Source organism: Streptomyces sp. NPDC006435 (assembly GCF_040612315.1).
Lineage (GTDB): Bacteria > Actinomycetota > Actinomycetes > Streptomycetales > Streptomycetaceae > Streptomyces.
This window is the reverse complement of the sequence record NZ_JBEXPY010000013.1, coordinates 81,356-106,401: the sequence shown is the minus strand read 5'-3', so window position 1 is coordinate 106,401 and position 25,046 is coordinate 81,356. Positions and strand designations below refer to the sequence as shown.

22 protein-coding genes are annotated in these 25,046 nt (G+C 73.2%); 9 read left to right on the top strand and 13 right to left on the bottom strand.

The window, feature by feature from the left end:
* Nucleotides 1-72: 72 nt before the first annotated feature.
* Nucleotides 73-1,224 carry an acyl-CoA dehydrogenase family protein gene (locus ABZZ04_RS15935; RefSeq protein WP_356932792.1) on the bottom strand — a complete coding sequence of 384 codons (1,152 nt, stop codon included), beginning with the start codon at nucleotides 1,222-1,224 and terminating at the stop codon, nucleotides 73-75.
* A 63-nt stretch (nucleotides 1,225-1,287) separates the two neighbouring features.
* Between ABZZ04_RS15935 and ABZZ04_RS15930 the strand changes: the two genes are divergently transcribed.
* From ABZZ04_RS15930 to ppk2, 4 genes are read left to right on the top strand one after another with little or no spacing between them, the layout of a single operon-like run.
* Nucleotides 1,288-1,962: a TetR/AcrR family transcriptional regulator C-terminal domain-containing protein gene (locus ABZZ04_RS15930; RefSeq protein WP_356932791.1), complete on the top strand. Its 675-nt coding sequence runs from the start codon at nucleotides 1,288-1,290 to the stop codon at nucleotides 1,960-1,962.
* A 15-nt stretch (nucleotides 1,963-1,977) separates the two neighbouring features.
* Nucleotides 1,978-2,700, top strand: a complete 723-nt coding sequence (locus ABZZ04_RS15925) for a winged helix-turn-helix domain-containing protein (protein ID WP_356932790.1) — start codon at nucleotides 1,978-1,980, stop codon at nucleotides 2,698-2,700.
* Nucleotides 2,701-2,732: 32 nt separating this feature from the next.
* Entirely contained in the window at nucleotides 2,733-3,707 is a 975-nt protein-coding gene (locus tag ABZZ04_RS15920) for a DMT family transporter (RefSeq protein ID WP_356932789.1), read from the top strand.
* A gap of 34 nt (nucleotides 3,708-3,741) precedes the next feature.
* Entirely contained in the window at nucleotides 3,742-4,695 is a 954-nt protein-coding gene (ppk2, locus tag ABZZ04_RS15915; protein WP_356932851.1) for a polyphosphate kinase 2, read from the top strand.
* A 16-nt stretch (nucleotides 4,696-4,711) separates the two neighbouring features.
* On the opposite strand, the gene ABZZ04_RS15910 is transcribed toward ppk2, so the two are convergent.
* The 9 genes from ABZZ04_RS15910 to ABZZ04_RS15870 all read right to left on the bottom strand — a co-directional run bounded on the left by ABZZ04_RS15910 (nucleotide 4,712) and on the right by ABZZ04_RS15870 (nucleotide 17,215).
* Entirely contained in the window at nucleotides 4,712-5,794 is a 1,083-nt protein-coding gene (locus ABZZ04_RS15910) for a Zn-dependent alcohol dehydrogenase (protein ID WP_356932788.1), read from the bottom strand.
* A gap of 76 nt (nucleotides 5,795-5,870) precedes the next feature.
* On the bottom strand, nucleotides 5,871-7,259 hold the full coding sequence (locus ABZZ04_RS15905; protein WP_356932787.1) for an aldehyde dehydrogenase family protein: 1,389 nt from the start codon (nucleotides 7,257-7,259) through the stop codon (nucleotides 5,871-5,873).
* A gap of 115 nt (nucleotides 7,260-7,374) precedes the next feature.
* Entirely contained in the window at nucleotides 7,375-9,261 is a 1,887-nt protein-coding gene (locus ABZZ04_RS15900) for an ABC transporter ATP-binding protein (protein ID WP_356932786.1), read from the bottom strand.
* A gap of 174 nt (nucleotides 9,262-9,435) precedes the next feature.
* Nucleotides 9,436-10,686 (bottom strand): MFS transporter, encoded by a 1,251-nt coding sequence (locus ABZZ04_RS15895; RefSeq protein WP_356932785.1) that lies wholly within the window; start codon nucleotides 10,684-10,686, stop codon nucleotides 9,436-9,438.
* Nucleotides 10,687-10,688: 2 nt separating this feature from the next.
* Complete coding sequence (locus ABZZ04_RS15890; protein ID WP_356932784.1) at nucleotides 10,689-12,131, bottom strand: citrate:proton symporter; 1,443 nt, start codon at nucleotides 12,129-12,131, stop codon at nucleotides 10,689-10,691.
* 170 nt (nucleotides 12,132-12,301) lie between these two features.
* On the bottom strand, nucleotides 12,302-12,922 hold the full coding sequence (locus ABZZ04_RS15885) for a TetR/AcrR family transcriptional regulator (RefSeq protein ID WP_356932783.1): 621 nt from the start codon (nucleotides 12,920-12,922) through the stop codon (nucleotides 12,302-12,304).
* 47 nt (nucleotides 12,923-12,969) lie between these two features.
* Nucleotides 12,970-14,253 (bottom strand): hypothetical protein, encoded by a 1,284-nt coding sequence (locus tag ABZZ04_RS15880; protein WP_356932782.1) that lies wholly within the window; start codon nucleotides 14,251-14,253, stop codon nucleotides 12,970-12,972.
* Nucleotides 14,250-15,095 carry a hypothetical protein gene (locus tag ABZZ04_RS15875; RefSeq protein WP_356932781.1) on the bottom strand — a complete coding sequence of 282 codons (846 nt, stop codon included), beginning with the start codon at nucleotides 15,093-15,095 and terminating at the stop codon, nucleotides 14,250-14,252. Before ABZZ04_RS15875 ends, ABZZ04_RS15880 begins: the two co-directional genes overlap by 4 nt.
* Nucleotides 15,092-17,215 (bottom strand): right-handed parallel beta-helix repeat-containing protein, encoded by a 2,124-nt coding sequence (locus ABZZ04_RS15870; RefSeq protein WP_356932780.1) that lies wholly within the window; start codon nucleotides 17,213-17,215, stop codon nucleotides 15,092-15,094. The genes ABZZ04_RS15875 and ABZZ04_RS15870 overlap by 4 nt, the downstream gene beginning before the upstream one ends.
* Before the next feature lie 122 nt (nucleotides 17,216-17,337).
* Here ABZZ04_RS15870 and hmgA point away from each other — a divergent pair, with 122 nt between their 5' ends.
* The 3 genes from hmgA to ABZZ04_RS15855 all read left to right on the top strand — a co-directional run bounded on the left by hmgA (nucleotide 17,338) and on the right by ABZZ04_RS15855 (nucleotide 20,856).
* Nucleotides 17,338-18,666 carry a homogentisate 1,2-dioxygenase gene (gene hmgA / locus ABZZ04_RS15865; protein ID WP_356932779.1) on the top strand — a complete coding sequence of 443 codons (1,329 nt, stop codon included), beginning with the start codon at nucleotides 17,338-17,340 and terminating at the stop codon, nucleotides 18,664-18,666.
* Between the two features lie 66 nt (nucleotides 18,667-18,732).
* Nucleotides 18,733-19,518 (top strand): GntR family transcriptional regulator, encoded by a 786-nt coding sequence (locus tag ABZZ04_RS15860; RefSeq protein ID WP_356932778.1) that lies wholly within the window; start codon nucleotides 18,733-18,735, stop codon nucleotides 19,516-19,518.
* Between the two features lie 105 nt (nucleotides 19,519-19,623).
* On the top strand, nucleotides 19,624-20,856 hold the full coding sequence (locus tag ABZZ04_RS15855) for a type ISP restriction/modification enzyme (protein ID WP_356932777.1): 1,233 nt from the start codon (nucleotides 19,624-19,626) through the stop codon (nucleotides 20,854-20,856).
* Between the two features lie 16 nt (nucleotides 20,857-20,872).
* Here the strand turns inward: ABZZ04_RS15855 and ABZZ04_RS15850 are convergent, their stop codons facing one another.
* Nucleotides 20,873-21,580: a TetR/AcrR family transcriptional regulator gene (locus ABZZ04_RS15850; RefSeq protein WP_356932776.1), complete on the bottom strand. Its 708-nt coding sequence runs from the start codon at nucleotides 21,578-21,580 to the stop codon at nucleotides 20,873-20,875.
* A gap of 62 nt (nucleotides 21,581-21,642) precedes the next feature.
* On the opposite strand from ABZZ04_RS15850, the gene ABZZ04_RS15845 reads away from it, so the two are divergent.
* Nucleotides 21,643-22,638, top strand: coding sequence for an ATP-binding cassette domain-containing protein (locus tag ABZZ04_RS15845; protein WP_356932775.1), 996 nt, complete (start codon nucleotides 21,643-21,645; stop codon nucleotides 22,636-22,638).
* Entirely contained in the window at nucleotides 22,635-23,450 is an 816-nt protein-coding gene (locus ABZZ04_RS15840; RefSeq protein ID WP_356932774.1) for an ABC transporter permease, read from the top strand. The genes ABZZ04_RS15845 and ABZZ04_RS15840 overlap by 4 nt, the downstream gene beginning before the upstream one ends.
* A gap of 240 nt (nucleotides 23,451-23,690) precedes the next feature.
* Here ABZZ04_RS15840 and ABZZ04_RS15835 read toward each other — a convergent pair whose 3' ends face one another.
* Nucleotides 23,691-23,954 (bottom strand): hypothetical protein, encoded by a 264-nt coding sequence (locus tag ABZZ04_RS15835; RefSeq protein WP_148833798.1) that lies wholly within the window; start codon nucleotides 23,952-23,954, stop codon nucleotides 23,691-23,693.
* A gap of 270 nt (nucleotides 23,955-24,224) precedes the next feature.
* Nucleotides 24,225-25,034: an SGNH/GDSL hydrolase family protein gene (locus tag ABZZ04_RS15830; protein ID WP_356932773.1), complete on the bottom strand. Its 810-nt coding sequence runs from the start codon at nucleotides 25,032-25,034 to the stop codon at nucleotides 24,225-24,227.
* Nucleotides 25,035-25,046 lie beyond the last annotated feature (12 nt).

The following is a 25,046-nucleotide window of genomic DNA, read 5'->3' as shown; positions in this document are numbered from 1 at the left end:
TGCGCCACATCCGTTCCCGTACTCAGTCCGCTACTCAGACTCCCGTTCGAAGCCGCTCGGGCGGGCGGCGGGTCAGAAGGCGGAGACCCCCGTCAGCGCGCGGCCGATGATCAGCTTCTGGATCTGGCTGGTGCCCTCGTACAGGGTCATCACCCGGGCGTCGCGCAGCAGCTTGCCGACCGGGTACTCGTCGATGTAGCCGTAACCGCCGAAGACCTGGAGGGCGTTGTTGGCGGCGCGGACGGCCGCCTCGGAGGCGAAGAGCTTCGCCTTGGACGCGGCGGTGGCGAAGTCCTCGCCGCGGTCCACGAGGTCGGCCACCCGCCAGGTCAGCAGCCGGGCGGCGTCGACGTCCACGGCGATGTCGCTGATGAGTTCCTGGACGAGCTGGTGGCCCGCGATGGGGCGGCCGAACTGCTCGCGCTCGCCCGCGTAGCCCACGGCGGCGTCGAGGGCGGCCCGCGCGATGCCGACGCAGCCGGCCGCGACCGACATCCGCCCCTTGGTCAGGGCGGACATGACGATCGAGAAGCCCTTGCCCTCCGGCCCCAGGAGCGCGGAGGCGGGCACCCGGACGCCCTCCAGGACCAGTTCGGCGGTGGCCTGACCGCGCAGGCCGAGCTTGCCGTGGATGGCGCGCCGGGTGAGGCCGGGGGCGTCGGCGGGAACCAGGAAGGCGGATATGCCCCTGTGGCCGGGGGCTCCGCCGGTGCGGGCGAAGAGCAGCACCACGTCGGCCCAGGTGCCGTTGGTGATGAACATCTTGGTGCCGTCGATGACGTACGAGTCGCCGTCCCGGACCGCCCTCGTCGTCAGGTTCCCGGCGTCCGAGCCGGTGCCGGGCTCGGTGAGGCCGAAGCAGCCGATCGCCTCGCCCGCGGTGAGCCTCGGCAGCCAGTGCCGCTTCTGCCCCTCGTCGCCCCAGGCCGCGATGGTCTTGGCGACCAGGCCGAGGGAGACGGAGACGATGCCTCGGACCGAGGAGTCGCCGCGCCCCAGCTCCTCGGTGACCAGGCAGTACGCGAGGTGGTCGCCGCCCGAGCCGCCGTACTCCTCGGGGACGGTCAGCCCGAGGAAGCCCACGGAGCCCAGCTTCCCGACGATCGACCTGTCGACGTTCTCCGCCCGGTCCCACTCCACGACGTGGGGGGACACCTCGCGGGCGACGAAGTCCTCGGCGAGCCGGCGGACGGCTTCCTGTTCCTCGCTGAGCTCCAGGTTCATCCTTGACTCCCACTTTTAATTAGCACTGCTAGTTTTAAGTTCGCAGGCCCTACTATGTGCCGCATGGCCCGACCGCGCAAGCCCCTCCTCAGCCGAGACCGGATCGTCGAGACGGCGAGCGCGCTCGTGGACGCCGAGGGGCTCGACGCCGTCTCCACCCGTCGGCTCGCCGCCGAACTCGGGGTCAGCGGGCCCTCGCTCTACAACCACTTCCGCAACAAGGACGAGATCCTGGACGCGGTCGCGGACGCCGTGTCCGCCCAGGTCGACCTGTCGATGTTCGACGAGTCGGACACCCGCGACTGGCGGGCCGCCCTGCACGACTGGGCCGTCTCCTACCGTGCGGCGCTCTCCGCGCATCCGCACATCGTCCCGGTGCTCGCCCGGGGGCCGGGCCGCCGTCCGGCCGGCCTCCGGGTCGCCGACGCGGTCTTCGGCGCGATGGTCCGGGCCGGCTGGCCGCCCGCCCAGGCCACGTACATCGGGGCCCTGATGCGCTACTTCGTCACCGGCTCGGCGCTCGGCTCGTTCGCCCGCGGCTTCGTGGACGACGAGACGGCGTACGACCCCGCCGACTACCCGCACCTCGGCCGGGCCCATCTGCTGGCCGAGCGCCGCCAACAGGTCGACGAGGGGGCGTTCGAGACCGGGCTGCGGGCCCTGGTCGACGGCCTCTCGCTCCAGTACGGACTGCTGGCGCCCGACAGGACGGTTCGGCCGGCGCCGAAGCGTCCCTGACGCATCCTGGTCCCCATGGCACGCATGGCACACCCCGACCCGGCCGCGCCCCGGCTGGCCGCCCTGGCCGCGCTCCTCGCCGACGAGACCCGCGCCACCTTCTGCCTCGCCCTGCTCGACGGCCGCGCCTGGACCGCGGGCGAGCTGGCCCGGCACGCCTCCGTGGCGCCGTCGACCGCCAGCGAACACCTCGGCAGGCTCGTCGCCGGGGGGCTGCTGGCCGAGGAGCGGCAGGGCCGCCACCGCTATCTGCGGCTCGCCGGCGAACGCGTCGCGCACCTCGTCGAGGACCTGGCGGCCCATGCCTCCCCCGGCCCCGCCCCCACGCGTCCGCGGAGCCTGGGCGCGGCGACCGCCGACCGGGCGCTGGCCCGCGGCCGCACCTGCTACGACCACCTCGCGGGGCGGCTCGGCATCGCGATCGCCGACGCGATGACCGTACGGGGGCTGCTCCGGCAGGACACCGGCTTCGCCCTGACCGACGACGGCCTGCGCTGGTTCGACGGGCTGGGCATCGGGCTGGATCCGCGGTCGCGGCGTCCACTGGCGCGGAGCTGTCTGGACTGGACGGAGCGCAGGGCGCACCTGGCGGGTGCGGCGGGCGCCGCGCTGTGCCGGTACGCGCTGGAGGCTCGGTGGTGCGTGCGGATCGGGTCCGGGCGCGCGGTGCGGGCCACCGCGGAGGGCGAACGGGCGCTGCGCGAACATCTCGGCATCGACCCGGAGTCGATTCGGTAGGTACCGAACGGTCGCGGCCCTACGGTCGGGGCATGACGACGACACCCTCCCCCGCGGCGCCCCGTGACTGGCGGGCCCCCGCCGCCGCCTGCACCACCGTCGTGCTGTGGGCCTCCGCCTTCGTCTCCATCCGCAGCGCGGGGGACGCCTACTCGCCCGGCGCGCTCGCCCTCGGCCGGCTGCTCTCGGGCACCCTGGCGCTGGGCGTCCTGCTGGTGCTGCGGCGCGAGGGGCTGCCGCCGCGGGCCGCCCGGCCGGGGATCATCTGGTCCGGGCTGCTCTGGTTCGGCCTCTACATGGTGGTCCTCAACTGGGGCGAGCGGCAGGTGGACGCGGGCACGGCCGCGATGGTGGTGAACATCGGCCCCCTCCTGATCGCGCTGCTCGGCGCCGGGGTGCTGGGCGAGTCGCTGCCCGGCAGGCTGATCGCGGGCATGGCGGTGTCGTTCGCGGGCGCCGTCGTGGTCGGGTTCTCGATGTCGGGGCGCGGCGGTGCCCCGGTGTTCGGCGTGGCGCTCTGCGTGCTGGCCGCGGTGGCGTACGCGGCGGGGGTGGTGCTCCAGAAGCCCGCGCTGCGGCACGGCTCCGCGCTCCAGGTCACGACGTTCGGCTGCCTGGTCGGCACGGTGGCCTGTCTGCCGTTCTCCGGCGCGCTGGTCTCCGAGGCCGCCGACGCGCCCCTGTCCGCCACCCTGAACATGGTCTACCTGGGGCTCTTCCCGACCGCGCTGGCCTTCACGACCTGGGCCTACGCGCTGGCCAGGACCACCGCCGGACGGATGGGCGCCACCACCTACGCCGTGCCCGCGCTGGTGGTGCTGATGTCCTGGCTGGTGCTGGACGAGGTGCCCGCGCCGCTCACCATCGGCGGGGGACTGCTCTGCCTGGCAGGGGTGGCGGTCTCCCGGACCCGTACGCAGACTGGCCTGACGCAAAAGGATCCGGCGCAGCCTGCGGAAGGACACCGAGATGACACGGAGCGCCAAGCGACCGAGCGGCCGCGGTAGCGCCGCGAAGGCGGCGGCCGAGGACCGGAAGGACATGTCGGACGCCCTCGCCGACGCGGCCCGCCACGGCGGTCCCGGACTCTCGGGCTTCGCCGTGGCCGACAGCGGCGACGACGACCCGGTCCTGGTGACGCCCGAGGGCCGGCCCCGGGACGCCTGGCGCGAGGACTACCCGTACTCCGTCAAGCTCGGCCGCAGGAGGTACGAGAAGTCCAAGCGCGCCCTGCAGATCGAACTGCTCAAGCTCCAGCACTGGGTGAAGGACCGCGACGAACGCCTCGTCATCCTCTTCGAGGGGCGGGACGCGGCGGGCAAGGGCGGCACGATCAAGCGCTTCACCGAGCATCTCAATCCCCGTGGCGCGCGGGTGGTGGCGCTGGAGAAGCCCACCGAACGCGAGCGCACCCAGTGGTACTTCCAGCGGTACACGGCCCATCTGCCGTCCGCCGGGGAGATCGTGCTGTTCGACCGGTCCTGGTACAACCGGGCGGGTGTGGAGCGGGTGATGGGGTTCTGCACCACCCGCGAGTACCTCGAGTTCATGCACCAGGCACCGGGCTTCGAGCGGATGCTCGCCCGGGACGGCATCCATCTGGTGAAGTTCTGGTTCTCGGTCTCCCGCAACGAGCAGCGCAACCGGTTCATGATCCGTCAGATCGATCCGGTGCGGCAGTGGAAGCTCAGCCCGGTCGACCTCGCCTCGCTCGACAAGTGGGACGCGTACACCGAGGCCAAGGAGCTGATGCTGTTCCACACGGACACGGCGGACTCGCCCTGGACCGTGGTGAAGAGCAACGACAAGAAGCGGGCCCGGCTGGAGGCGATCCGGCACGTGCTGCACCGCTTCGACTACCCGGACAAGGACACGGACGTGGTGGGCGAACCCGATCCGCTGATCGTCGGCCCGGCCTCCCGGCTCTTCGAGCAGGGCGAGATGGACGCCCGGCTGCTCACCACGGAGCGCGCGGAGACCGGGCCGACGGGCTGAGCGCCGGGGCGACGGGTTACCCGAACACCACGAGTGCGCGGCCGCCCCTGCCCGCGATCATGTCGTCGAAGGCGGCCGGGATGCCGTCCAGCCCGATCCGTCCGGTGACCATCATGGAGAGGTCGAACCTGCCCGCCCGGATGTGTTCGGCGAGGACGGGCAGGTCCCGGGCCGGGTCGCTGTTGCCGTACACGCAGCCGGTCAGCGAGCGGCCCCAGTGGAAGATCTCCAGGGCGTTGAAGGACACCTGCTGGTCCTTGCCGCCGATGCCGACGACCGTGGTGCGGCCGCCGCGGCGGGTGGATTCCCAGGCGCCGCGGATGGTGACCGGGCGGCCGACGCACTCGACGGCGACGTCGGCCCCCTGGCCGCCGGTGAGCCTGCGGATCTCGCGCGGAGTGGTGTCGGAGGCGACGACGTAGTCGGTGGCGCCCGCCCGCCGGGCCAGCTCCTCCTTCTCCGGCGACACGTCCACGGCGATGATCCGCGAGGCGCCCGCGATCCGGGCGGACTGGAGCACCGCGAGGCCGACGCCCCCGACGCCGAACACCACGACGGACTCGCCGGCCCGGACCCGGGCGCTGTGGTGGACCGCGCCGTATCCGGTGAGGACCGCGCAGCCGAGCAGGGCGGCGTCGGTGAGCGGGATGCCAGCCGGGGCGGGCAGTACGCAGTTCGCGGCGACCACGGTCTCCTCGGCGAACGCCGCCACGTTCAGCCCGGGGTGGAGTTCGGTGCCGTCGGCGGTGCGGGCGTGGATGCCGGCCGCGCCGGCCAGGGCGTTGGCGCAGAGCCAGACCTCGCCGATCCCGCAGTGGTGGCAGTTTCCGCAGGACGGGGCCCAGTTGAGCACGACGCCGTCACCGGGCGCGACATGGGTGACGCCCTCGCCGACCGCGACGACGGTGCCCGCTCCCTCGTGCCCGAGGACCGCGGGGACGGGCACCCGCATGGTGCCGTCGGACAGCGAGAGGTCGGAGTGGCAGACGCCCGCGGCGGCGAGCGCGACCCGCACCCGGCCGGGGCCGGGTTCCGGGAGTTCGATGTCGGTGATCTCCAGCGGGGCTTTGACGGCGGGCAGTACGGCGGCGCGGACCACGAACGGGCTCCTCGACGATCGACGGGACTGGACCGGGCGTGCGGGTGGTGCGGGTGGCGGCAGGGCCAAAAGGGGGTCAGAACTGGAGGGACTTGGTCTGGAGGTACTCCGCGAGGCCGTGCGGGCCGAGTTCGCGGCCGACGCCGGACTGCTTGTAACCACCGAACGGGGCGAGCGGGTTGAACCGGCCGCCGTTGATGTCCACCTGCCCGGTGTCCATCCGGCGGGCGAAGGCCACGGCCGTGGCGTCGTCGGCGGCCCAGACGGCGCCCGCGAGCCCGTACACGGTGTCGTTGGCGATCCGCAGGGCGTCGTCCTCGTCCTCGTACCGCAGGATCGAGAGGACGGGGCCGAAGATCTCCTCCCGGGCGATGGTCATCTCCGGGGTGACGTCGGCGAACACGGTGGGGCTGACGTAGCAGCCCTTCTCCCGCGGGGCGTCGGGGCCGCCCACCACGAGCCGGGCGCCCTCCTCGACGCCCTTCTCGATGTAACCGCGCACCCGGGCCTGCTGCTCGGCGTTGACGAGGGGGCCGATGCGGTCGCCGTACTTGCCGGCCGCCTCCGCGGCGAGCGCGACCGCCTCGTCGTACTGCGAGGTGTGCACCAGCATGCGGGTCCAGGCGCTGCACGTCTGGCCGGAGTTGCCCATGACGTTCGCGACGCCGACGGCGACGGCCCTGGCGAGGTCCGCGCCCGGCAGGATGACGTTGGCGGACTTGCCGCCCAGTTCGAGGGCGACGCGCTTGACGGCCGCGCCGGCCGCGGCGCCGATCCGCCTGCCGACGGCGGTGGAGCCGGTGAACGAGACCAGGTCGACGCCGTCGTGCCCGGCCAGGGCCTGTCCGGCGACCGGTCCGAGCCCGGTGACCAGGTTGAACACGCCCGCCGGGACGCCCGCCCCGTGGACGGCCTCGGCGAAGAGCTGAGCGGTCAGCGGGGTGTCCTCGGCGGGCTTGAGGACGATCGTGCAGCCCGCCGCGAGCGCGGGGGCCACCTTGGCCACGATCTGGTGGAGCGGGTAGTTCCACGGGGTGATCGCGCCGACCACGCCGACCGGCTCGGCGTACACGGTGGAGTTGCCGATCCGCTCCTCGAAGGCGTACGAGGCGGCGAGCTCGGCGTACGAGCCCGCCACCTTGACCGGCAGCCCCGTGTGCACCGACTGCGAGAACGGCAGCGGCGCGCCGAGTTCGGCGGTGACGGTCCCGGCGATCTCGTCCTGGCGGGCCACCAGCTCGTCGCGCAGCGCGGCGATCCGCGCGGCCCGCTCGGCGGGTGCGGTGGCCGCCCAGCCGGGGAGCGCGGCGCGGGCGGCCCGTACCGCGGCGTCGACGTCCTCGGCGGTGCCCGCCGGGACATGGGCGATGACCTGCCCGTCCGCGGGGTTCACGACCTCGATCGTGTCCTGTCCCGCGGCGGGCCGCCAGGCGCCGTCGATGTACATGCCGTCGTGGGCCTTCATGGCTGTTCCTCCCGGACGCGGTTGCGGCGATGTCGCCCGCCCCAAACTAGCGCCGTTAGTTTTGTGGCGCCAGAGACGCCCGTCACGCCCGCCGCGCCCGGTGGAACGTTCGTGCTCAGCCCAGTTCCGCGGTTTCGTGGCCGGGGTTCTCGAACTGGGTCCGGTACAGCTCCTCGTACCGGCCGCCCGCCGCGAGGAGTTCGTCGTGCGTGCCCCGTTCCACGATCCGCCCGCTCTCCACGACGAGGATGAGGTCGGCCGCCCGCACGGTGGAGAGCCGGTGGGCGATCACGACCGCGGTGCGTCCGGCGAGGGCTTCGGTCAGCGCCTCCTGGACGGCCGCCTCGGAGGTGTTGTCCAGGTGGGCGGTGGCCTCGTCGAGGATGACGACACGCTGGCGGGCGAGCAGCAGGCGGGCGATGGTCAGCCGCTGGCGTTCGCCGCCGGAGAGCCGGTAGCCGCGTTCGCCGACGACGGTGTCGAGCCCGTCGGGCAGCGAGGCGACGAGGCCGTCCAGGCGCGAGCGGCGCAGGGCGTCCCAGAGTTCCTCCTCGGTGGCGCCGGGGCGGGCGAGCAGCAGGTTGGCGCGGACCGACTCGTGGAAGAGGTGGCCGTCCTGGGTGACCATGCCGAGGGTGTCGCGCAGGGTGTCGGCGGTCAGGTCGCGCACGTCGATGCCGCCGATGCGCACCGTTCCCCCGTCCGTGTCGTACAGGCGCGGCAGCAGTTGCGCGATGGTCGACTTGCCCGCGCCGGACGAGCCGACGAGCGCCACCGTCTGTCCGGGTTCGGCGCGGAAGGAGACGCCGCGCAGCACTTCGCCGCTGTCGCGGGTGTCGAGGGTCGCGACGTCCTCCAGCGAGGCGAGCGAGACCTTGTCGGCGGACGGGTAGCCGAACCTGACCCGGTCGAACTCCACGGAGACCGGGCCGTCCGGGACGGTCCGCGCGTCCGGCTTCTGGTCGATGAGCGGTTCCAGATCGAGGACCTCGAAGACCCGCTCGAAGCTGACGAGGGCGCTCATCACCTCGACGCGGGCCCCGGCGAGGGCGGTGAGCGGCGCGTAGAGCCGGGTCAGGAGGAGGGCCAGGGCGACGACCGCACCCGCGTCCAGCTGTCCGCGCAGCGCGTAGTGGCCGCCGAGCCCGTAGACCAGGGCGAGGGCGAGGGCCGACACGAGGGTGAGGGCGGTGATGAACGCGGACTGGGCCATGGCCGTGCGGACGCCGATGTCACGGACCCGGCCCGCTCGGGCGGCGAACTCGGCGGACTCGTCGGCGGGCCGGCCGAAGAGCTTGATCAGGGTGGCGCCGGGGGCGGAGAACCGCTCGGTCATCCGGGTGCCCATCGCGGCGTTGTGGGCCGCGGCCTCCCGCTGGAGCCTCGCCATCCGGCTGCCCATCCGGCGGGCCGGCAGGACGAAGACCGGCAGCAGCACCAGCGCGAGCACGGTGATCTGCCAGGAGATGGAGAGCATGACGCCGAGGGTGAGCAGCAGCGTCACGATGTTGCTGACGACGCCGGACAGGGTGTTGCTGAAGGCGCGCTGGGCGCCGATGACGTCGTTGTTGAGGCGGCTGACGAGGGCGCCGGTGCGGGTCCGGGTGAAGAACGCGATCGGCATGCGCTGCACGTGGTCGAAGACGGCCGTGCGCAGGTCGAGGATCAGCCCTTCGCCGAGGTTCGCCGAGAGCCAGCGGCTGACCAGGCCGAGCGCGGCCTCCGCGACGGCGATCACCGCGATGAGCAGGGAGAGGCCGGTGACGGTGCCCGACTCCTCGCCCGCGACGATCGCGTCGACGACACGTCCCGCGAGGATCGGGGTGGCGACCGCGAGAAGCGCCGTCACCACGCTCAGGACCAGGAACTGGACGACCCGGCGCCGGTGCGGCCGGGCGAAGGCGGCGATGCGCCGCAGGGTGGCCCGGTCGAAGGGACGCCGGTCGGTCTGCGCGTTCATGACGTTGTGGAGCTGTGTCCACGCCGTGGTTTCCATGCTCATGCAAAGAACGTACGACCTCCAGTGGACTTGAGGTCAACACGGATTCCGCGGCGGGGACACGGTCGCCCGACCGCCGGTACGGAGCGGGCTCCGGCCGGTCCTGTCGCGTGCCGGGATGCCGGGGCCGGCTCCGATCGGTCCTGCCGTGCGACCGCGCCGGGCGTCCCCCGGGTGTCAGGCGCGGTTCCGGTCGGCGGGGCGCCGCCGGGGCGCGGGTACGGCGGCGGGGGCCGGGTCGTCCTCCCGGGGGCGGTCCCCGCGCGCCCCGAGCCCGGCCGCCGCGAGCAGGAGCACGCCGAGCATGACGAACGGCGCCGCGGTGCCGGCCACCCCGGCGATCAGCCCGGCGGAGGCGGGGGCCGCGACCTGCCCGAGGCGGTTCCCGGTCAGCCGCAGGGCGAGGGCGGTGGAACGGGCCTCCGGCGGGGCGGCCCGGACGACGGTGGTCATCGAGAGCGGCTGGCCGACCCCCAGGCAGAAGCCGAGCACGGCGAGCATCACGGCCAGGGCCGCCACCGGGACGGGCAGGGCGATGCCCGCGCAGAGCACCCCCGCCAGCAGGCAGGTCGTGGTGAGGAGCGCCGTGCGGCCGAGGACCCGGAGCATCGGGGTCATCACCAGCCGGCAGGCGATGGTGGCCGCGGCGCGCAGGCTGAGCAGCAGCCCGACGGTGGCGGGGGCGATGCCCCGGTGCTCGCCGACGACGGGCAGGTATGCGGTGAGGATGTCGGTCGCGGAGAGCACGGCGAGGCTGATGAAGATCCCGGCCGGGACTCCCCGGGAGCGCAGGATCCGCCCGACGGGGACCCTGGCGGGGCTCTCCGCGCGGCGGGCCGCGGCCCCGGTCCGGTGCTCGATGCGCCGGAGCGAGCCGAGGGAGACCGCGGCGACGGCCGCCGAGACGATCAGGGCGAGGGCGCTCGTCCGCGCCATGGCGCCGTCCCGTTCGGAGATCAGGTACCCGGCGGCGATCGGGCCGACGAGCTGGCCGAGGGAGGCGCCGATGGTGAAGTGCCCGAAGTTGCGGTCCTGTTCGGCGGGGGCGGACTGCCGGGCGACGAGCGACTGGGCCCCGATGACGAAGCAGAGGTGGCCGAGCCCCATGACACCGCTCCAGGCGGCCATCGCCGGCAGGGAGCCCGCCGTGCCGCTGAGGGCGCAGCCGCCCGCGATGAGGACGACACCGAACGGCAGCAGGGGCGCGCACCGGCCGTGGTCGGTGCGCCGGCCGAGCGGGACGGCCGCGAAGAGCGGGAGGAGCGCGTACACACCGGCGATCACACCGATCGCGCGCGCGTCCGCACCCAGCGCGAGAGCCCGGTAGGAGACGGCGGGCCGCGCCATCGACACCGCCCCCTGCGCGAAGGCGAAGGCGATGACGAGGCGCAGCAGCCAGCCCCTGCCGGGCTTCCGGGTGTGCGGCACGGTCAGACGATGCCGAACAGGAGACCGGCGGCGAGCACCACCAGCGAGGTGAGCGCGGCCCACTTGACGGTGAACCTGGTGTGGTCGCCGAACTCGACCTTCGCCATGCCGACGAGGACGTAGACGGCCGGGACCAGCGGGGACGACATGTGCAGGGGCTGGCCGACCAGGGAGGCGCGGGCGATCTCCAGCGGGGAGACGCCGTGGGCCGCACCTGCCTCGGCGAGCACCGGGACGACGCCGAAGTAGAAGCCGTCGTTCGACATGAAGTACGTCAGCGGGATGCTCAGGACGCCGGTGACGATCGCCATGTGCGGGCCCATGCCCTCGGGGATCGCGCCGACCAGCCAGTCGGCCATGTGCTCGACCATGCCCGTGCCGGAGAGGACGCCGGTGAAGACCGCGGCGGCGAAGACCATGCCGGAGACGTTGAGGACGTTGTCGGCGTGGGCGGCGATGCGGGCCCGCTGGTCGGGCATGTGGGGGAAGTTGACGGTGAGGGCGAGGGCGGCCCCGAGCAGGAACAGCACCGGGATCGGCATCAGTTCCATGATCATCGCGGTGAGCAGCGCGACGGTGAGGGCCGCGTTGAACCAGTACAGCTTGGGGCGCAGGGTGGGCCGGTTCGGGTCCAGGCCCTTGAAGCCCTCGTCCACGTCCTGCTCCGCGCTCTCCGCGTCCTCCGCGCTCCCGCCCGTGCCGGTACCGGTTCCGGTGCCCCGGTCCGCTCCGCCGGAGGCCTTGCGGGCGCGGTCGCCGCCGCCCGCCGCGACGAGCACGGTCTCCGGCTCGGTGACCGTCTCCACGGCCGGTGCCCCGTCGAGGGTGAGCATGCCGATCCGCTTGCGCTCGCGACGGCCGAGCACGACGGCGAGGAGCAGCACGGCGGCCAGTCCGACGCCGAGCGCCGGGATCATCGGGACGAAGATGTCGCCCGCGTCGAGCTTGAGCGCGGTGGCGGCGCGGGCGGTGGGGCCGCCCCAGGGAAGGGTGTTCATGACGCCGTTGGCGGTGGCGGCGACACCGGTCATCACGACCAGGCTCATCTTGAGGCGCTTGTAGAGCGGATACATCGCCGAGACGGTGATCATGAACGTGGTGGAGCCGTCGCCGTCGAGCGAGACGATCGCGGCGAGCACCGCCGTGCCGACGACGATCCGCATCGGGTCGGCCTTGCAGAAGCGCAGGATGCCCCGCACGATCGGGTCGAAGAGGCCGACGTCGATCATCACGCCGAAGTAGACGATGGCGAACATCAGCATCGCGGCGGTCGGGGCCAGGTTGCCGACGCCGTCTATGACGTAGTCGCCGAGCTTCGCGCCCTGTCCGACGGCGACGCAGAACAGTGCGGGGATCAGGACCAACGCCGCGATCGGCGACATCTTCTTCATCATGATCAGGACCAGGAAGGTCGCAATCATGGCAAAGCCGAGGATTGTCAGCATGTGGGATACCTATCGCTCACCCTTGAACTCCCACCGGAGTCGGCGGTGCGGATGACGTTAGGGCTCGCCTCGCGGCGTTAACAAGATGTTGACATGCGAGCAATACGAGCAAAACCCCAGGTCAACGTGGTGTTCACCCGGCGGGTGCAATCCGGCCCCGCTCGCGCGGTTCAGTCCAGGAGCCGTGCCAGGTAGGCCCGCAGCAGGATGCGGGTCTCGGCGACGATGACCGGATCGCCCTCCGGGTCGCTGCGGAACGCGAGTCTGAGGACGGCGTCGGCGGCCTCGACACAGACCAGGATGGTGCGGAGCCGCTCCTCCTCGGGGGCCTGGCCGAGGTACCCGGAGAGCAGTTCGGCGAGCCGGCCGGCGACCCGGCGGTTGGCGTCGTCGGCGGGGTCGTCGACGGGGGCCGGCACACCGAAGTCGACCAGGGCGAAGCCGGCCAGGGACCGCTTCATGGCCAGGTACTCGTCCAGGACGGCGTCGATGGCGCTGCGCCAGTCGGTGGTGGGGATGGTGGCCAGGCGGTCGGTGACGCGTTCGGCGAAGCTGTCCAGGTTGCGCCGGGCCAGCGCGTCGGTCAGCGCGCGCTTGTTGGAGAAGAAGCGGTAGACGGAGCCGATGGGCACTTCGGCGCGCACGGCCACGGCCCGGGTGGACAGCTGCTCGTAGCCGGTCTCGTCGAGGAGCTCGGCGCAGGCGTCGAGTATCCGGGCGAGGCGTTCGGCGCTGCGCTGCTGCACGGGGGCGCGACGGAGGTTCGTGTTGACGTGGGACACGGGCTCCATGATGCCGTGGGTCTCCTCTGCAACGGGTGGCCGACCTCCGTCGATGCTCACACGATGAGCAACGAAAGCCCTCCGACGGTATAGGTGATCATCAGGATCAGCAGCGGGAGCTGCCCCGCGACGGCGCGGCCGGGCGGGAAGAGGCGTACGGACCGGTCGTGGGCGGCGACGACGCCGAGCACGTGGCCGATGACGATCGCGAGGACCTGGAGCGTGGCGACGCCGCCGGGTCCCAGGGGCGGATCGGGCGGGGCGGGGCCGTCGGCGCCGAACGCCATCATGACGGTGCGCGGTCCCTCGGTGACGAAGAGCGTGAAGTAGTGGGCGACGAGGTAGCCGAGGGCGATCGGGACGAGCGAGTGCGCGAAGGAGGTGAGCGGGTGGCGGATCCGGCCGGATATCAGCCGGACGGCCCCGGAGCACAGGGCGTAGAGGGTGGCGACGAGGGCGACGGCGGCCAGGAGGCCGAGCGTGGCCGCGGCGGTGCGGCCCAGGGGCGAGGTCTGGACGGTGGTGATCCAGGAGGGGGAGTCGGAGAAGCCGTCGTAGGCGGTGGAGCCGAGCATGACGCAGACGGTGGCGACGAGCCCGGACAGCTGCGGGGTGGCGTCGAGGCCGTTGAACGGGGAGCGGAGCACGAGCCGGCCGTCGGCGGGGCGGCGGCCGAGCGGGGAGAGCCGGGCGAGCAGGCCGGAGTAGACCTCGAAGGCGTCCGCGTGGTCGAACCATCCGGCGCCGTGGCGGGCGGCGCCCGCGAGCTGGACGGCGGTGTGCAGGGCGAGGAAGAGCAGCAGGGTGGTGGCCGACGCGGGGTCGGGGGCGACGAGTTCGAGCCAGGTGAAGGCGAGGAGCCCGGCCGCGGCGGGCCACAGCCCGAGCCGGGCGGGCAGGGGACGCCCCTCCTCCGGGTCGCGGCGGAGCAGCCGGCAGGCGGCGAGGTGGACGGTGCGCAGCGGGTTGACCAGCCGCCAGACGGGGCCGAGGAGGAGCGAGGCGGGGACCAGCCCGACCCAGAGGAGCACGTACACGGCGCCGGGGGCCGGGTTGCGCTCCGGGTCGTCCGGCCCGAGGAGGAGGTGGAGCACGACGAACAGCCCGGCGGCGAGTCCCAGGACGCGCAGGGCGGTACGGGTGGGGCGGGCGTCGGCGAGGCGCTGGACGGCGGCCGGGACCGGACGGCCCGCCCGGTCGCCGCGGAACCGCGAGGCGGACCAGAGCAGGCCGAGCGCGAGGAAGGAGACGAAGAGCGCGGTGAAGGCTCCGGCGAAGGCGTAGAAGGGGGACAGCGGCAGGTCGTGCTGGGCGCCGATGCCGTGGGCGAGGGCGGTCACCGTACGACGAGTTGGGTCAGGAGCAGTTCGGACTCGTGCGTCTCGACCTCGAAGAGCCCGCTGCGGTCGGCGGTGAAGGTCAGGGTGACGGTGCGGCCCGCGGGCAGCCGGGCCTCCTTGTCGTAGCCGTGGACGTGGAGACTGTCGGCCCGGTCGCTGCGGACGCGCAGCCGTACGGTCCCGCCCTTCTCGACCTCGGTGCGGCCGGGGGCGGGGCTGACCCTGCCGCGGGAGACGGTGATCTCCAGGTCCGTGTCGGGCCGGGGCTCCTCGGAGCGGGTCGTGCCCGGGGCCGGCTTCGCGGAGGAGGCGGCGAGGGAGGCGCCGGCCCGGACGGGGGCGCCGTTCACGGCCCAGGCGGTGTGGTCGTCGGCGTAGAGCCCGGCGGTGAGGCCGGTGCCGCCGCCCGCGCCGCGGACGAGGGAGTCGGGGAGGTGGTACCAGGAGCCGTAGACGCGGGCGAGGGGGCGGCCGTCGAGGAACAGGCGGGCGTGGCCGCGTCCGGGGAGGGCGGCGCCGCCCACGCTGTCCGGGGTGAACCTGAAGTTCCGCACGGAGAGGCGGACGTTCCACCCGTCCTCGGAGTCCCGCCGCACGGTGACCGTCACGGCGGGGGCGCCCTCGGCGTCGACCTCGCGCAGCCGGTTGCCCGAGCCGTCGTCGGCGGTGAGCAGCCGGCCGGTGTCCCCGTCGGCCTGCTCGTGGCTGGTGCCGGGCCTGTGGTGGGTCGTGGCCCGCCCGCCGCAGGCGCCCGCCCCGAACACGAGGGCGCCCGCGGTGAGCACGGTGACGGCCGTGACGACCGGCCGGGCGGCCCCCGGCCGCCTGCAAAAACGCCTCATGCCCTGTCCCCTTCCGAGGTCCGCGGCGCCTTCGGGGCCCGCGGTGTCGCCGATGTCGCCGGTGCCGTCGGCGCCGCAGAGGTCTCCGAGGTCCCGGAGGCCTCCGGCGCTCCGGAGTCCTCGCCCCGTTCGCCGTGCCGGGCGGTGGCGATCACGGCCCACACCACCCAGACCACGCCGAGGAGTCCGCGCACCCAGGCCGGGCCGAGCGGGATCCACGGGATCATGAACACGGCCTTGTCGAGGGCGTCCAGCAGCGTGAGCGCGCCCAGCACCACCGTGGTCCACCCCAGCCACGGCCGTTCGCGCCGCAGCACGAGCCCGATCCCGGTCCACCACACCCCGGTCAGCAGCAGGGCCAGCGCGGGCACGTAGGAGGAGGCGAGCCCCGTCGTCGAACCGGCGACGTCCAGCACGAGGCCGATCGCCCCGAGCGCCGTGACGACGGTGGCGGACCGGCTGCCCCGCAGCCTGCGCCACCACAGCACCCCGCCGACCAGCGCGAGCACCACGGCGATCGCCAGCGTCACCTGCGTCTCGATGCGCTCGATGCCCCGCGCGCCGTACCAGTCGCAGCCGGCCGGCAGCCGCCGCGCCTGCACGTTGTAGTCGGCGCAGACCATCAGTTGGGCCAGTTTGACCGGTTCGCCGACGAGCCGGTCGCTGCCGCCGGACACTGCGCCGCGCTCGGCGCCGCAGGTGGGCAGGGTGCGCGGGGACGACGCCCCGGTGTCCGCCTGCCAGCAGTTGCCGCCGCCCTGGCCGTCCCACCAGACGTCGGTGCCGTTGGGCCGGGAGTTGCCCGCCCGGTCCTTGCCGAGGTGGTTGTTCGCGTACCGGTTGTGGTGGGAGGTGTCGGTCTGCTTGGACAGCGCGTCCTCGCCCCGGATGAAGGCGGGGACGGCGGACAGGTAGAAGGCGGTGCGCCGCTGCCCGTAGATCCAGTTGTTCTCGTACAGGTTCCAGTTGCCGCCCGCGGTGATGATGCCGGAGCCGGGCGGCATGGAGATCTGCGGGCAGACGACGCCGTCCTCGTAGCCCCGTTCCACGGGCGGTTTGGCGCAGGTGCCGTCCGCGACGTACCGGTAGTAGTCGGCGTTGTTGTCGTGGATCAGGTTGCGCTCGAAGCGGGCGTGGTTCTGCGGCAGTCCGGGGTGGCCGGGGAAGGCGCTGTCCATCGAGGCGCCGCCCATGTTGTTGTCGAACTCGTTGTCGTGGACGTAGACGGAGTCGCCCGCCGTGCCCGAGTAGCCGACCATGTTGTGGTGGCTGCGGCAGCCGGTGATCTCGATGGAGTAGCGCGGCACGTCGTAGCCGTGGCCGTCGTTGATATTGGAGGCGCTGCCGGGGTAGATGCCGGAGTCGCCGTTGCCGTACGACTCGCAGTTCTTGTACAGCCCGTGGTCGCTCGCGAAGGTCAGGAAGCCGTACTCGTCGTTCCACCGGGTGAGGACGTCGTCGATGACGAAGCCGTCCTGCGCCAGGACGTACAGGGAGTTGAAGGTGGTGCGCTGGGCGGTGAAGTTCTTGAAGTAGACGCCGTCGGACCGGTCCGCGCGGATCGCGTTGAGCTTCCGGTACTTGGCGTCGATCACCACGTCCGTGCGGTCGGCGCCGGTGCCCTCGATCTGGAGGTTCTTCTTGCCGAGGATCGCCACCAGGTTCTGGTTGTGCGGGCACCGCGCCTGCTGGGCGTACGACAGGATCTGGTAGCCGAGCTGGGAGTCCGGGGCCTTCAGCCGGGCGCACTCCCCCACCGGTGCGGGCAGCGAGGGCTCCTCCTCGTACAGGCCGGGCAGGACCGCGATGTTCATGCCCGGCCGGTCGACCGCGTCGACCGCCTGTTGCAGATGGCGGAAGCCGGACTTCAGGCACCGGTCGAAGAGTTTCAGGTTCCGGTCGCGCAGTCCGGCCGGGAAGGCCGCCACCCGGCGCCCGAAGTCCGCCCGGTCGCCCTTGCACACCAGCAGATCGGGTTCGCCCGTGCGGTACACGGGAACGCTTCCGGTTCCGTCGGGCAGTTCGACCGGACGTTCTTCGTGCGCCTGCGCCACGGGGGCCGCGAGGAGGGCGGCCGCGAGCGCCACCAGAACCACCAGAAGTCTTCGTGTCCACGACATGTGCGAGAGAGTAGAGCATTGTTCAACTTCTGGAACCCCCCTGTGCGTCACGAATGCCGTTGACGCGCCCCGATTCGATTCCTACGGTTGTCCATAGGATTTCTTCGGCACCGGGAGCGCGGATGAGCGGCATCGAGCAGGCGAGGAAGACGGCGGAGGGACTCGGGTACTCCGCCGGTTTCGGCAATCAGCACAGTTCGGAGGCGGTGCCGGGGGCGTTGCCCCACGGCCGCAACTCCCCCCAGCGCGCCCCCCTCGGGCTCTACGCGGAGCAGCTGAGCGGCTCGGCCTTCACCGAACCGCGCGCCCACAACCGCCGTTCCTGGCTCTACCGGATCCGCCCCTCGGCCGCCCATCCGCCGTTCGCCCGGATCGACAACGGCGCCCTGCGCACCGCCCCGTTCACCGAATCCGTGCCCGACCCCAACCGGCTGCGCTGGGACCCGCTCCCCGAACCCGCCGCCGGGACGGACTTCCTGGCCGGCCTGTGGACCCTCGGCGGCAACGGCGACGCCACGCAGCGCACCGGCATGGCCGTGCACCTCTACAGCGCCAACGCGTCCATGACGGACCGGGTGTTCGGCGACGCCGACGGCGAGCTCTTGATCGTCCCGGAGCGCGGCGGTCTGCTGCTGCGCACCGAGATGGGCCTGCTGCGCGCCGAGCCGGGGCACGTCGCGCTGATCCCACGCGGCGTCCGGTTCCGCGTGGAGCTGCTCGACGCCACCGCCCGGGGCTACGTCTGCGAGAACTACGGCCAGCCGTTCGTCCTGCCCGACCTCGGCCCGATCGGCGCCAACGGACTGGCGAACGCCCGGGACTTCCTGGCCCCCGTCGCCGCGTACGAGGACGAGGACCGACCGGTCGAGGTGGTCAACAAGTTCTGCGGGAACCTCTGGTCCGCGACCTACGACCACTCCCCGCTCGACGTCGTCGCCTGGCACGGCAACCACACCCCGTACGTCTACGACCTGCGCCGCTTCAACGTCATCGGCTCGATCAGCTACGACCACCCCGACCCGTCGATCTTCACGGTGCTGACCTCGCCGTCCGACACCCCCGGGCTGGCCGGGGTCGACTTCGTCGTCTTCGCGCCGCGCTGGCTGGTCGGCGAGGACACCTTCCGGCCGCCGTACTTCCACCGCAACGTGATGAGCGAGTACATGGGCCTGATCGAGGGCGCGTACGACGCGAAGACGGCCGGCAAGGGCGGTTTCGTCCCGGGCGGCGGCTCGCTGCACAACATGATGTCGGCGCACGGCCCGGACCGGGAGACCTTCGAGCGGGCCAGCGGGGCGGAGCTGAAGCCGCAGAAGATCGACGACGGCCTGGCCTTCATGTTCGAGACCCGCTGGCCGGTGACGGCGACCGGGCAGGCGGCGACGGCCGGTCATCTGCAGCACGGCTACGACGACGTGTGGCAGGGTCTGAGCCGCAACTTCAGGCCGTAGGCGACGCGGGGCCGATACCCGGCCCCGCGCCGACGCGTCCGCCCTGTCGCAGTACGGAGAGACCAGGTGACCCAGGTGCCCCAGACGCCCAAGACGCCCCCGGGGCCGGCCTTCGCCCCCGACTCGCTGGTCCTGAACCGCAAGCTGCCGCTGTGGTACCAGGTCTCGCAGTCGCTGCGCGCCTCGATACTCGGCCGGGCCCAGGACGCGTCGGCGCGGCTGCCCACCGAGGAGCAGCTCGCCGCGCACTACGGCGTCAGCGTCCTGACGATGCGCCAGGCGCTCAAGGAGCTGGAGACGGAGGGGCTGATCAGCAGGCACCGGCGGCGCGGCACGTTCATCGAGCCGCGCGCCCGCCGGGTGTCGCCGGTCCGGCTGCTCGGCTCGATCGACGCGATCGTGGCCCAGCAGTCGGGCGAGCGGACCGAGGTCCTCGGCCACGGCCCGGTCGCCGTGCCCGGGGACCTCGGCGAGTACTTCCCCGACTGCGCGGAGGTGGTCGGCTACCGCCGGCTGCGCTGCGACGAGAACGACGACGAGCCCACCAACTGGGCGGAGAACATGGTGCATCCCGAGGTCGCGGCCCGTCTCGACGTCGCCGACCTCGAACGCTGGCCGATGACCAAGGTGCTGCGCGACCGGGTCGGCGTCCGGATCGCGCGCATCACCGACACCGTGGAGGCCCGCCTCGCCGACCCTCCCACCGCCGAGCTCCTGCGGGTGCCGCTGCTGAGCCCGATCCTGTTCTACACGGGCGTGACGTACGACGAGGGCGGCCGGGTGGTCGACGTGGCACGGATCCGGTACCGGGGCGACCGCTTCTCCTTCTCGGTCACCCTGGAGGCCCACTGAGGCCCCTCGCGCGGGGCGGACCGCTCCGCGCACGGGCCCGGCCCGGACGGGAGGCCCTACGATGCCCGGGAAGGCGGCGGGCGTGGCGACGGGGAGGACGGCACGGTGGCAGCACGGGCGGCGGGCGGCTCCGGCGACGACGGCCAGGACGCGGACGCCCCGCTCCTCGACGACCTCATGCCCTGGTCCGTACGGCCGTTGCGCACCGGGCGCCCCTGGGTCGTCGCCCCCGACGCCGCCTCGCTCAGGGCGCGCTGGGACCGGCTGGTGCGGGCCCCGGCCGACGAACGCGAGCGGTTGTTCCGGGCCAGCCGGGCCCGTGATCCGTGGACCTCGGTGGCGGCGCTGCCGGGACAGTCCACCGGCACCGGCCGGTTCGCCCGCGAGGACGGGCCGTGCCCCGAGCCGGTGCGGATCGCGCACGGCCCGTTCGACCAGCAGTGGCTGCTGCCCGACCACCGGCTGATCGACGCCGCCCGCCCCGAGCTGTGGCGGGTCGCCGACGGGCACCAGCTGTTCGTCGTGGAGCACGGACACGTGCCCCGGGACACCGGCCCCGCCCTGTCCGTGACGGCGCTGCTCCCGGACGGCCACTCCCCCGCCGGCCGGCCGGGCCGGATCCGTCCGCTGTACCGGCGGCCCGGCGGCCTCGAACCCAATCTGGCCCCGGGGCTGCTCGCGCTGCTGGGCGAACACCACGGCGGACCGGTCGCCCCGGAGGCCGTGCTGGCGTGGGTGCTCGCGGCGGCCCGCCCCTCGCCCGCCGGATGCGTGGTGCCGCTGCCCGCCGACACCGCTCGCTGGTCGGCCGGGGTGGAGCTGGGGCGGGAGCTGTTGCGGCTGCAGCTGCGGGGCGCCCGGGGCCGGGAGCGCCCGCGGCTGCCGGGCGGGCGGCGCCCCTACGTGCGGGCCGCGATCCCGCCGGTGCCGACCGCGCCGGAGTACGACCCGGACGAGGAGACGCTCGCGCTGGGCACCGGCCGGATCTCGCCCGTGCCCGCGGGGGCCTGGGAGTTCCGGGTGGGCGGGGTACGGGTGCTGGAGCTGTGGTTCGGGCGCCGCACGGCATCCGGCGCGCCGGACCCGGGCGGCCTGGAGGCCGTGCGCCCCCGGACCTGGCCCCAGGAGTGGACCTCGGAGCTGCTGGAGCTGATCACCCTGCTGGCCCTGCTGGACGGACTGCGCCCCCGGCAGGAGGGCCTGGACGTCGGCCCGCCGATCACCGCCGCCGACCTGCGGGCGGCGGGCGTCCTGCCGGCCCCGGCCTCCGCACGCCGGCCCGCGTCCGTGCTGGACCATCAGGAGGAGGGCCCGGACGGGCAGTTCGCGCTGCTGTGACCGGGCCGCCGGGCGGCTACCGGCCGAACGAGTTCAGCACCCGGTCGAGCGCCCGGTCGAAGACCCCCTCCAGATCGATCGGTCCGGGGTCCTCGGCGAACCCGGCCGCCATCCGCGGATACTTCCCGGTCGAGATCTGGCCGATCAGGTAGGCGGTGCGCACCTGCTGCTCCTGCTCCTCGGACCAGGGCAGCGACCGGCTGCGCTCCGCCGTGGCGATCTCGTTGGCCACATAGGTGGTGACCACGCCGTTCACCATGGCGATCAGTTCCATCTTCTCGCCGAACCGCGCGTCGACCCCGTCCAGGCAGCTGAGCGCGTACTCCAGGTACCGCAGCGCGTTCGGACTGAAGCCGTACACGGGTGACATCAGCCGGGGCACCCAGGTGTGGCGGTGCATCATCGCGCGCGCCTGGCGGGCCAGCGCGGTCAGATCGGCCCGCCAGTCACCGGACGGCTCGGGGAACTCGTAGTCGGCGCTGACCGCGTCGAGCATCAGCTCGTGCAGGTCCTCCTTGCGCGGCACGTAGTTGTAGAGCGACATCGTGCCGCAGCCCAGCTCCGCCGCGACCTTCCGCATGGAGACCGCGTCGAAGCCCTCCGCGTCGGCGATGCGGACGGCCGCCGCCGCGATGTCCGCGCGGCTGAAGGCCGGTTTGGGGCCGCGGCCGGCACGCTCGGGGCGCGCCCAGATCACTTCGGGTACAGCGGGTCGCCCCACCATCGATCATCACCTCGCCCCCATCGTAGTTACGTACACCGTACGTAGTGCGATACGGTGGCCGCATGACAACTACGTACGCTGTACTTAGTGAAGGTCTGGAGAAGCGCTACGGCGACGTCCACGCACTGCGGGGGCTCGATCTCGCCGTCGCCGAGGGCTCCGTCTGCGGGGTGCTGGGGCCGAACGGCGCGGGGAAGAGCACCGCGGTCCGGGTGCTCACCACGTTGACGGCGCCGGACGCCGGGAGCGCCCGGGTCGCGGGGCACGACGTGGTGCGCGAGGCGGCGGCGGTGCGCGGGGCGATCGGCGTCACCGGACAGGACGCCTCCGTCGACGGCGAGCTGACCGGGCGGCAGAACCTGCGGCTCTTCGCGAAGCTGCTGCGGCTGCGCGGCGAGGCCGTGCGCACCCGCGCCGACGAGCTCCTGGAACGCTTCGAGCTGACCGGGGCGGCCGACCGCCCGGCCCGCACCTACTCGGGCGGCATGCGGCGCCGCCTCGACCTCGCGGCCAGCCTGCTGACCCGCCCGCGGGTGCTCTTCCTGGACGAGCCGACCACCGGGCTCGACCCGCACAGCCGCAACCAGATCTGGGCGGCGGTCCGGGACCTGGCGGACCTCGGCACGACCGTCCTGCTCACCACGCAGTACCTGGAGGAGGCCGACCAGCTGGCCGACGACATCGTGCTGATCGACCGGGGCCGGGCCGCCCACCGCGGCACCCCCGCGGAACTGAAGTCCCTCATCGGCAGCTACGCCGAGGTGGTCGTCGCCGACGGGTCGGCGCTGGTCCCGGCGGCCGGCGTGCTCGACCGGCTCACCGGCGCCGAACCGGTGCTCGACCACGAGCACCGCACCGTGGGCGCCGTCGCGGCCGACACCACGCTCACCCTCCCGCGGATCGTCCGCGAACTCGACGCGGCCGGAGTGCCGCTGGTCGACGCGAGCCTGCGTCCGCCGACGCTCGACGAGGTCTTCCTCCGGCTGACCGGCCGCGGCGACGTCCGCACCCGACCGAACCCGGCCCCGGGTCCGACCCCGAAGGAGGCAGCGGCATGAGCGGCACGACACCGCGCGTCGCCCCCGTCACGAGCGCCCCGGTCGCCGACTGCCTGGCCATGCTGGGCCGTCACCTCCAGCGGATCAAGGCGTCCCCGGGCGTGATGATCCTGACCCAGACCATGCCGATCACGATGCTGCTCTTCTTCGGGTACGTCTTCGGCAGCGCCCTGGCCGTGCCCGGTCAGGAGTACCGCGCGTTCCTGGTGCCGGGGCTGCTGGCGGCTACAGCGGCGAACGGCATCATGGTCGGGATGTTCCAGTCGGCGCAGGACTGCCAGCGCGGGGTGATGGACCGGCTCCGCACGCTGCCGATGAGCCGCCCGGCCGTGCCCTTCGGCCAGACCGCGGCCGACCTGCTGACCACGGCCGTCGGCATGGTCCCGCTGATCCTGGTGGGGCTCGCGGTCGGCTGGCGGATCGAGGGCGGACCGCTCGGCGCGCTGGGCGCCTTCGGACTGCTGCTGCTCTTCCGCTTCGCCACGTCCTGGCTGGGCTACTGGCTGGGCCTGCTGATCCGCAACGAGGAGATCGCCGGTCAGGTGGGCAGCGCCACCTTCGTCCTGCCGCTGCTGTCGAGCGCGTACATCCCGACCGACAACCTGCCGGGGTGGCTGCGGACGGTCGCGGAGTGGAACCCGATCAGCGCCATGGCCTCGGCGACCCGCGACCTGTTCGGCAACGTGTCACCGGCCTCCGACGCCGCCTGGCCGGTCGCCCATCCGGTGGCCGGGACGCTGCTCTGGTCGGCGTTGCTGCTCGTGGTGTTCGTGCCGCTGTCCGTACGGCGCCACGCGCGCGGCGGCGAGTGACGGGAAGGCCGGTCGACGGCGCCCGGCGCGGGAGTGACGGTCACGCGCGGGGGACGGCGATCTGCCGGGAGAACATGTCGAAGCGCCGCCGCCGGCCCCGGGGATGACGGGGAGGGTCGACAGCAGCGCGGAGCCGGGACGGTGCGTTTGGTTCACCGTCCCGGACCATAGGCCCGGATGACGGGCCCCGGCCGGGGAGTCCGGGCCGAGGACCGACGGGTGGTCAGACGGGCCGCAGGGTCAGCGGTGACTTCCGAAGAGCGAACGCCTCAGTCGTCGCAACGGCGCGAAGAGCGACACCCGCGCGCTCTTGCTCCGACGGCGGTGGGCCGCGTCGCGCGAGGTGAGCTCGCGCATCAGCAGCGTCGCCTCCGCGGCTTCCCGCTGTGGCACGGCGGGTCCGCCGAGCACCGCGAGATGACGGTCGAGGCGCGAACTCGTCGCACCACTCCCGCATGTGATGGCAGGCACACGCGGCCTGCTCCGCATCGCTATCTGTTCCATGTCACTCCCCACCCGTACGAGGGCACCGGCCCCGGGCAGGTTAACCCTATCGCCCCGCGACGACACTCGTGTATCCCGGGCGCAGGATTGCGCACACATGTACGGGGGTTGACACCGGCTCCGGATCCCTTCACGTCGGGGCGAGTTGGACGCGAAGGGATCCGGCCCCGTCCGGTGTCCGTGCGCGACCCGCCGGACGAAGGCCCCGGCGGACGGGGCCCCTGCCCGTCGGACGGCCGACGGGTCCGGCGGATGCGCGACCGGGCGGGATCAGGCCGCCGAGGTGAGAACGGGCAGGTAGCCGCCCGACTGCCCGGCGGCGGTGGGGTGGTAGGACTCGCCGATGTTCAGCCAGTTGACGCTGTGCAGCCAGGAGTTGCTGGAGCAGATCTCGTGGCCGGTGAACCGCCCCGCGACGTCGGCGAAGGCGAACCCGTGGTCGGCGGCGCGCTTGGCGGTCGCCTCGTTGAGGTGGTCGGCCGCCGAGTTGATCGCGGAGCGCACCTTGTCGCTCAGGCCGGCGGCGCAGCTGCCGCCGATCTCGTAGAAGCGCGGGTAGCCGAGGACGACGACCCGGGCGGACGGCGCCTTGGCACTGATCGCCGAGTACACCGAGTCGAGGTTCCCGGGCAGGGTGGTGTCCACGAAGCTGCGGGCCGTGGCGATCCGGTCGAGGCAGGTGGTCTCCGACTGGAGCACACAGGTGAGCATGACGTCGGCGAAGCCCGCGTCGTTGCCGCCGACGGAGATCGAGACCAGGTCGGTCGAGGAGCCGAGGGGGCCGAGCTGATTGGCCTTCACGTCCCCGGTGCGGGCGCCCGAGCAGGCGGTGAAGGCGAAGGAGGCGGGCGAGTTCGCGGCGGCCCAGAGAGCGGGGTACGACTTGGTGCTGCGCTTGCAGGAGCCGCTGGCGCCGTCGTAGCTGCCGGCACCGACGCCCGAGGAGTACGAGTCCCCGAGGGCGACGTAGTCGACGGCCTGGACGGACGGGGCGGCGAGGGCGGTGGCCGCACCGGTCAGGGCGAGGGCGGCACCGAGCAGGAGCGAGGACGAGAACGCCGCGAGTCGGGACATCTTCATGGAACCTCCCGT

Bases quoted from the DNA above. Each gene is read 5' to 3' on its own strand.
- ABZZ04_RS15920 (WP_356932789.1), top strand. From the start codon at position 2,733: ATGACGACGACACCCTCCCCCGCGGCGCCCCGTGACTGGCGGGCCCCC.
- ABZZ04_RS15885 (WP_356932783.1), bottom strand. From the start codon at position 12,922: ATGGAGCCCGTGTCCCACGTCAACACGAACCTCCGTCGCGCCCCCGTG.
- ABZZ04_RS15875 (WP_356932781.1), bottom strand. From the start codon at position 15,095: ATGAGGCGTTTTTGCAGGCGGCCGGGGGCCGCCCGGCCGGTCGTCACG.
- ABZZ04_RS15845 (WP_356932775.1), top strand. From the start codon at position 21,643: ATGACAACTACGTACGCTGTACTTAGTGAAGGTCTGGAGAAGCGCTAC.
- ABZZ04_RS15830 (WP_356932773.1), bottom strand. From the start codon at position 25,034: ATGAAGATGTCCCGACTCGCGGCGTTCTCGTCCTCGCTCCTGCTCGGT.
- ABZZ04_RS15850 (WP_356932776.1), bottom strand. From the start codon at position 21,580: ATGGTGGGGCGACCCGCTGTACCCGAAGTGATCTGGGCGCGCCCCGAG.
- ABZZ04_RS15900 (WP_356932786.1), bottom strand. From the start codon at position 9,261: ATGAGCATGGAAACCACGGCGTGGACACAGCTCCACAACGTCATGAAC.
- ABZZ04_RS15905 (WP_356932787.1), bottom strand. From the start codon at position 7,259: ATGAAGGCCCACGACGGCATGTACATCGACGGCGCCTGGCGGCCCGCC.
- ABZZ04_RS15870 (WP_356932780.1), bottom strand. From the start codon at position 17,215: ATGTCGTGGACACGAAGACTTCTGGTGGTTCTGGTGGCGCTCGCGGCC.
- ppk2 (WP_356932851.1), top strand. From the start codon at position 3,742: ATGTCGGACGCCCTCGCCGACGCGGCCCGCCACGGCGGTCCCGGACTC.
- ABZZ04_RS15835 (WP_148833798.1), bottom strand. From the start codon at position 23,954: ATGGAACAGATAGCGATGCGGAGCAGGCCGCGTGTGCCTGCCATCACA.
- ABZZ04_RS15840 (WP_356932774.1), top strand. From the start codon at position 22,635: ATGAGCGGCACGACACCGCGCGTCGCCCCCGTCACGAGCGCCCCGGTC.
- ABZZ04_RS15930 (WP_356932791.1), top strand. From the start codon at position 1,288: ATGGCCCGACCGCGCAAGCCCCTCCTCAGCCGAGACCGGATCGTCGAG.
- hmgA (WP_356932779.1), top strand. From the start codon at position 17,338: ATGAGCGGCATCGAGCAGGCGAGGAAGACGGCGGAGGGACTCGGGTAC.
- ABZZ04_RS15935 (WP_356932792.1), bottom strand. From the start codon at position 1,224: ATGAACCTGGAGCTCAGCGAGGAACAGGAAGCCGTCCGCCGGCTCGCC.
- ABZZ04_RS15925 (WP_356932790.1), top strand. From the start codon at position 1,978: ATGGCACGCATGGCACACCCCGACCCGGCCGCGCCCCGGCTGGCCGCC.
- ABZZ04_RS15890 (WP_356932784.1), bottom strand. From the start codon at position 12,131: ATGCTGACAATCCTCGGCTTTGCCATGATTGCGACCTTCCTGGTCCTG.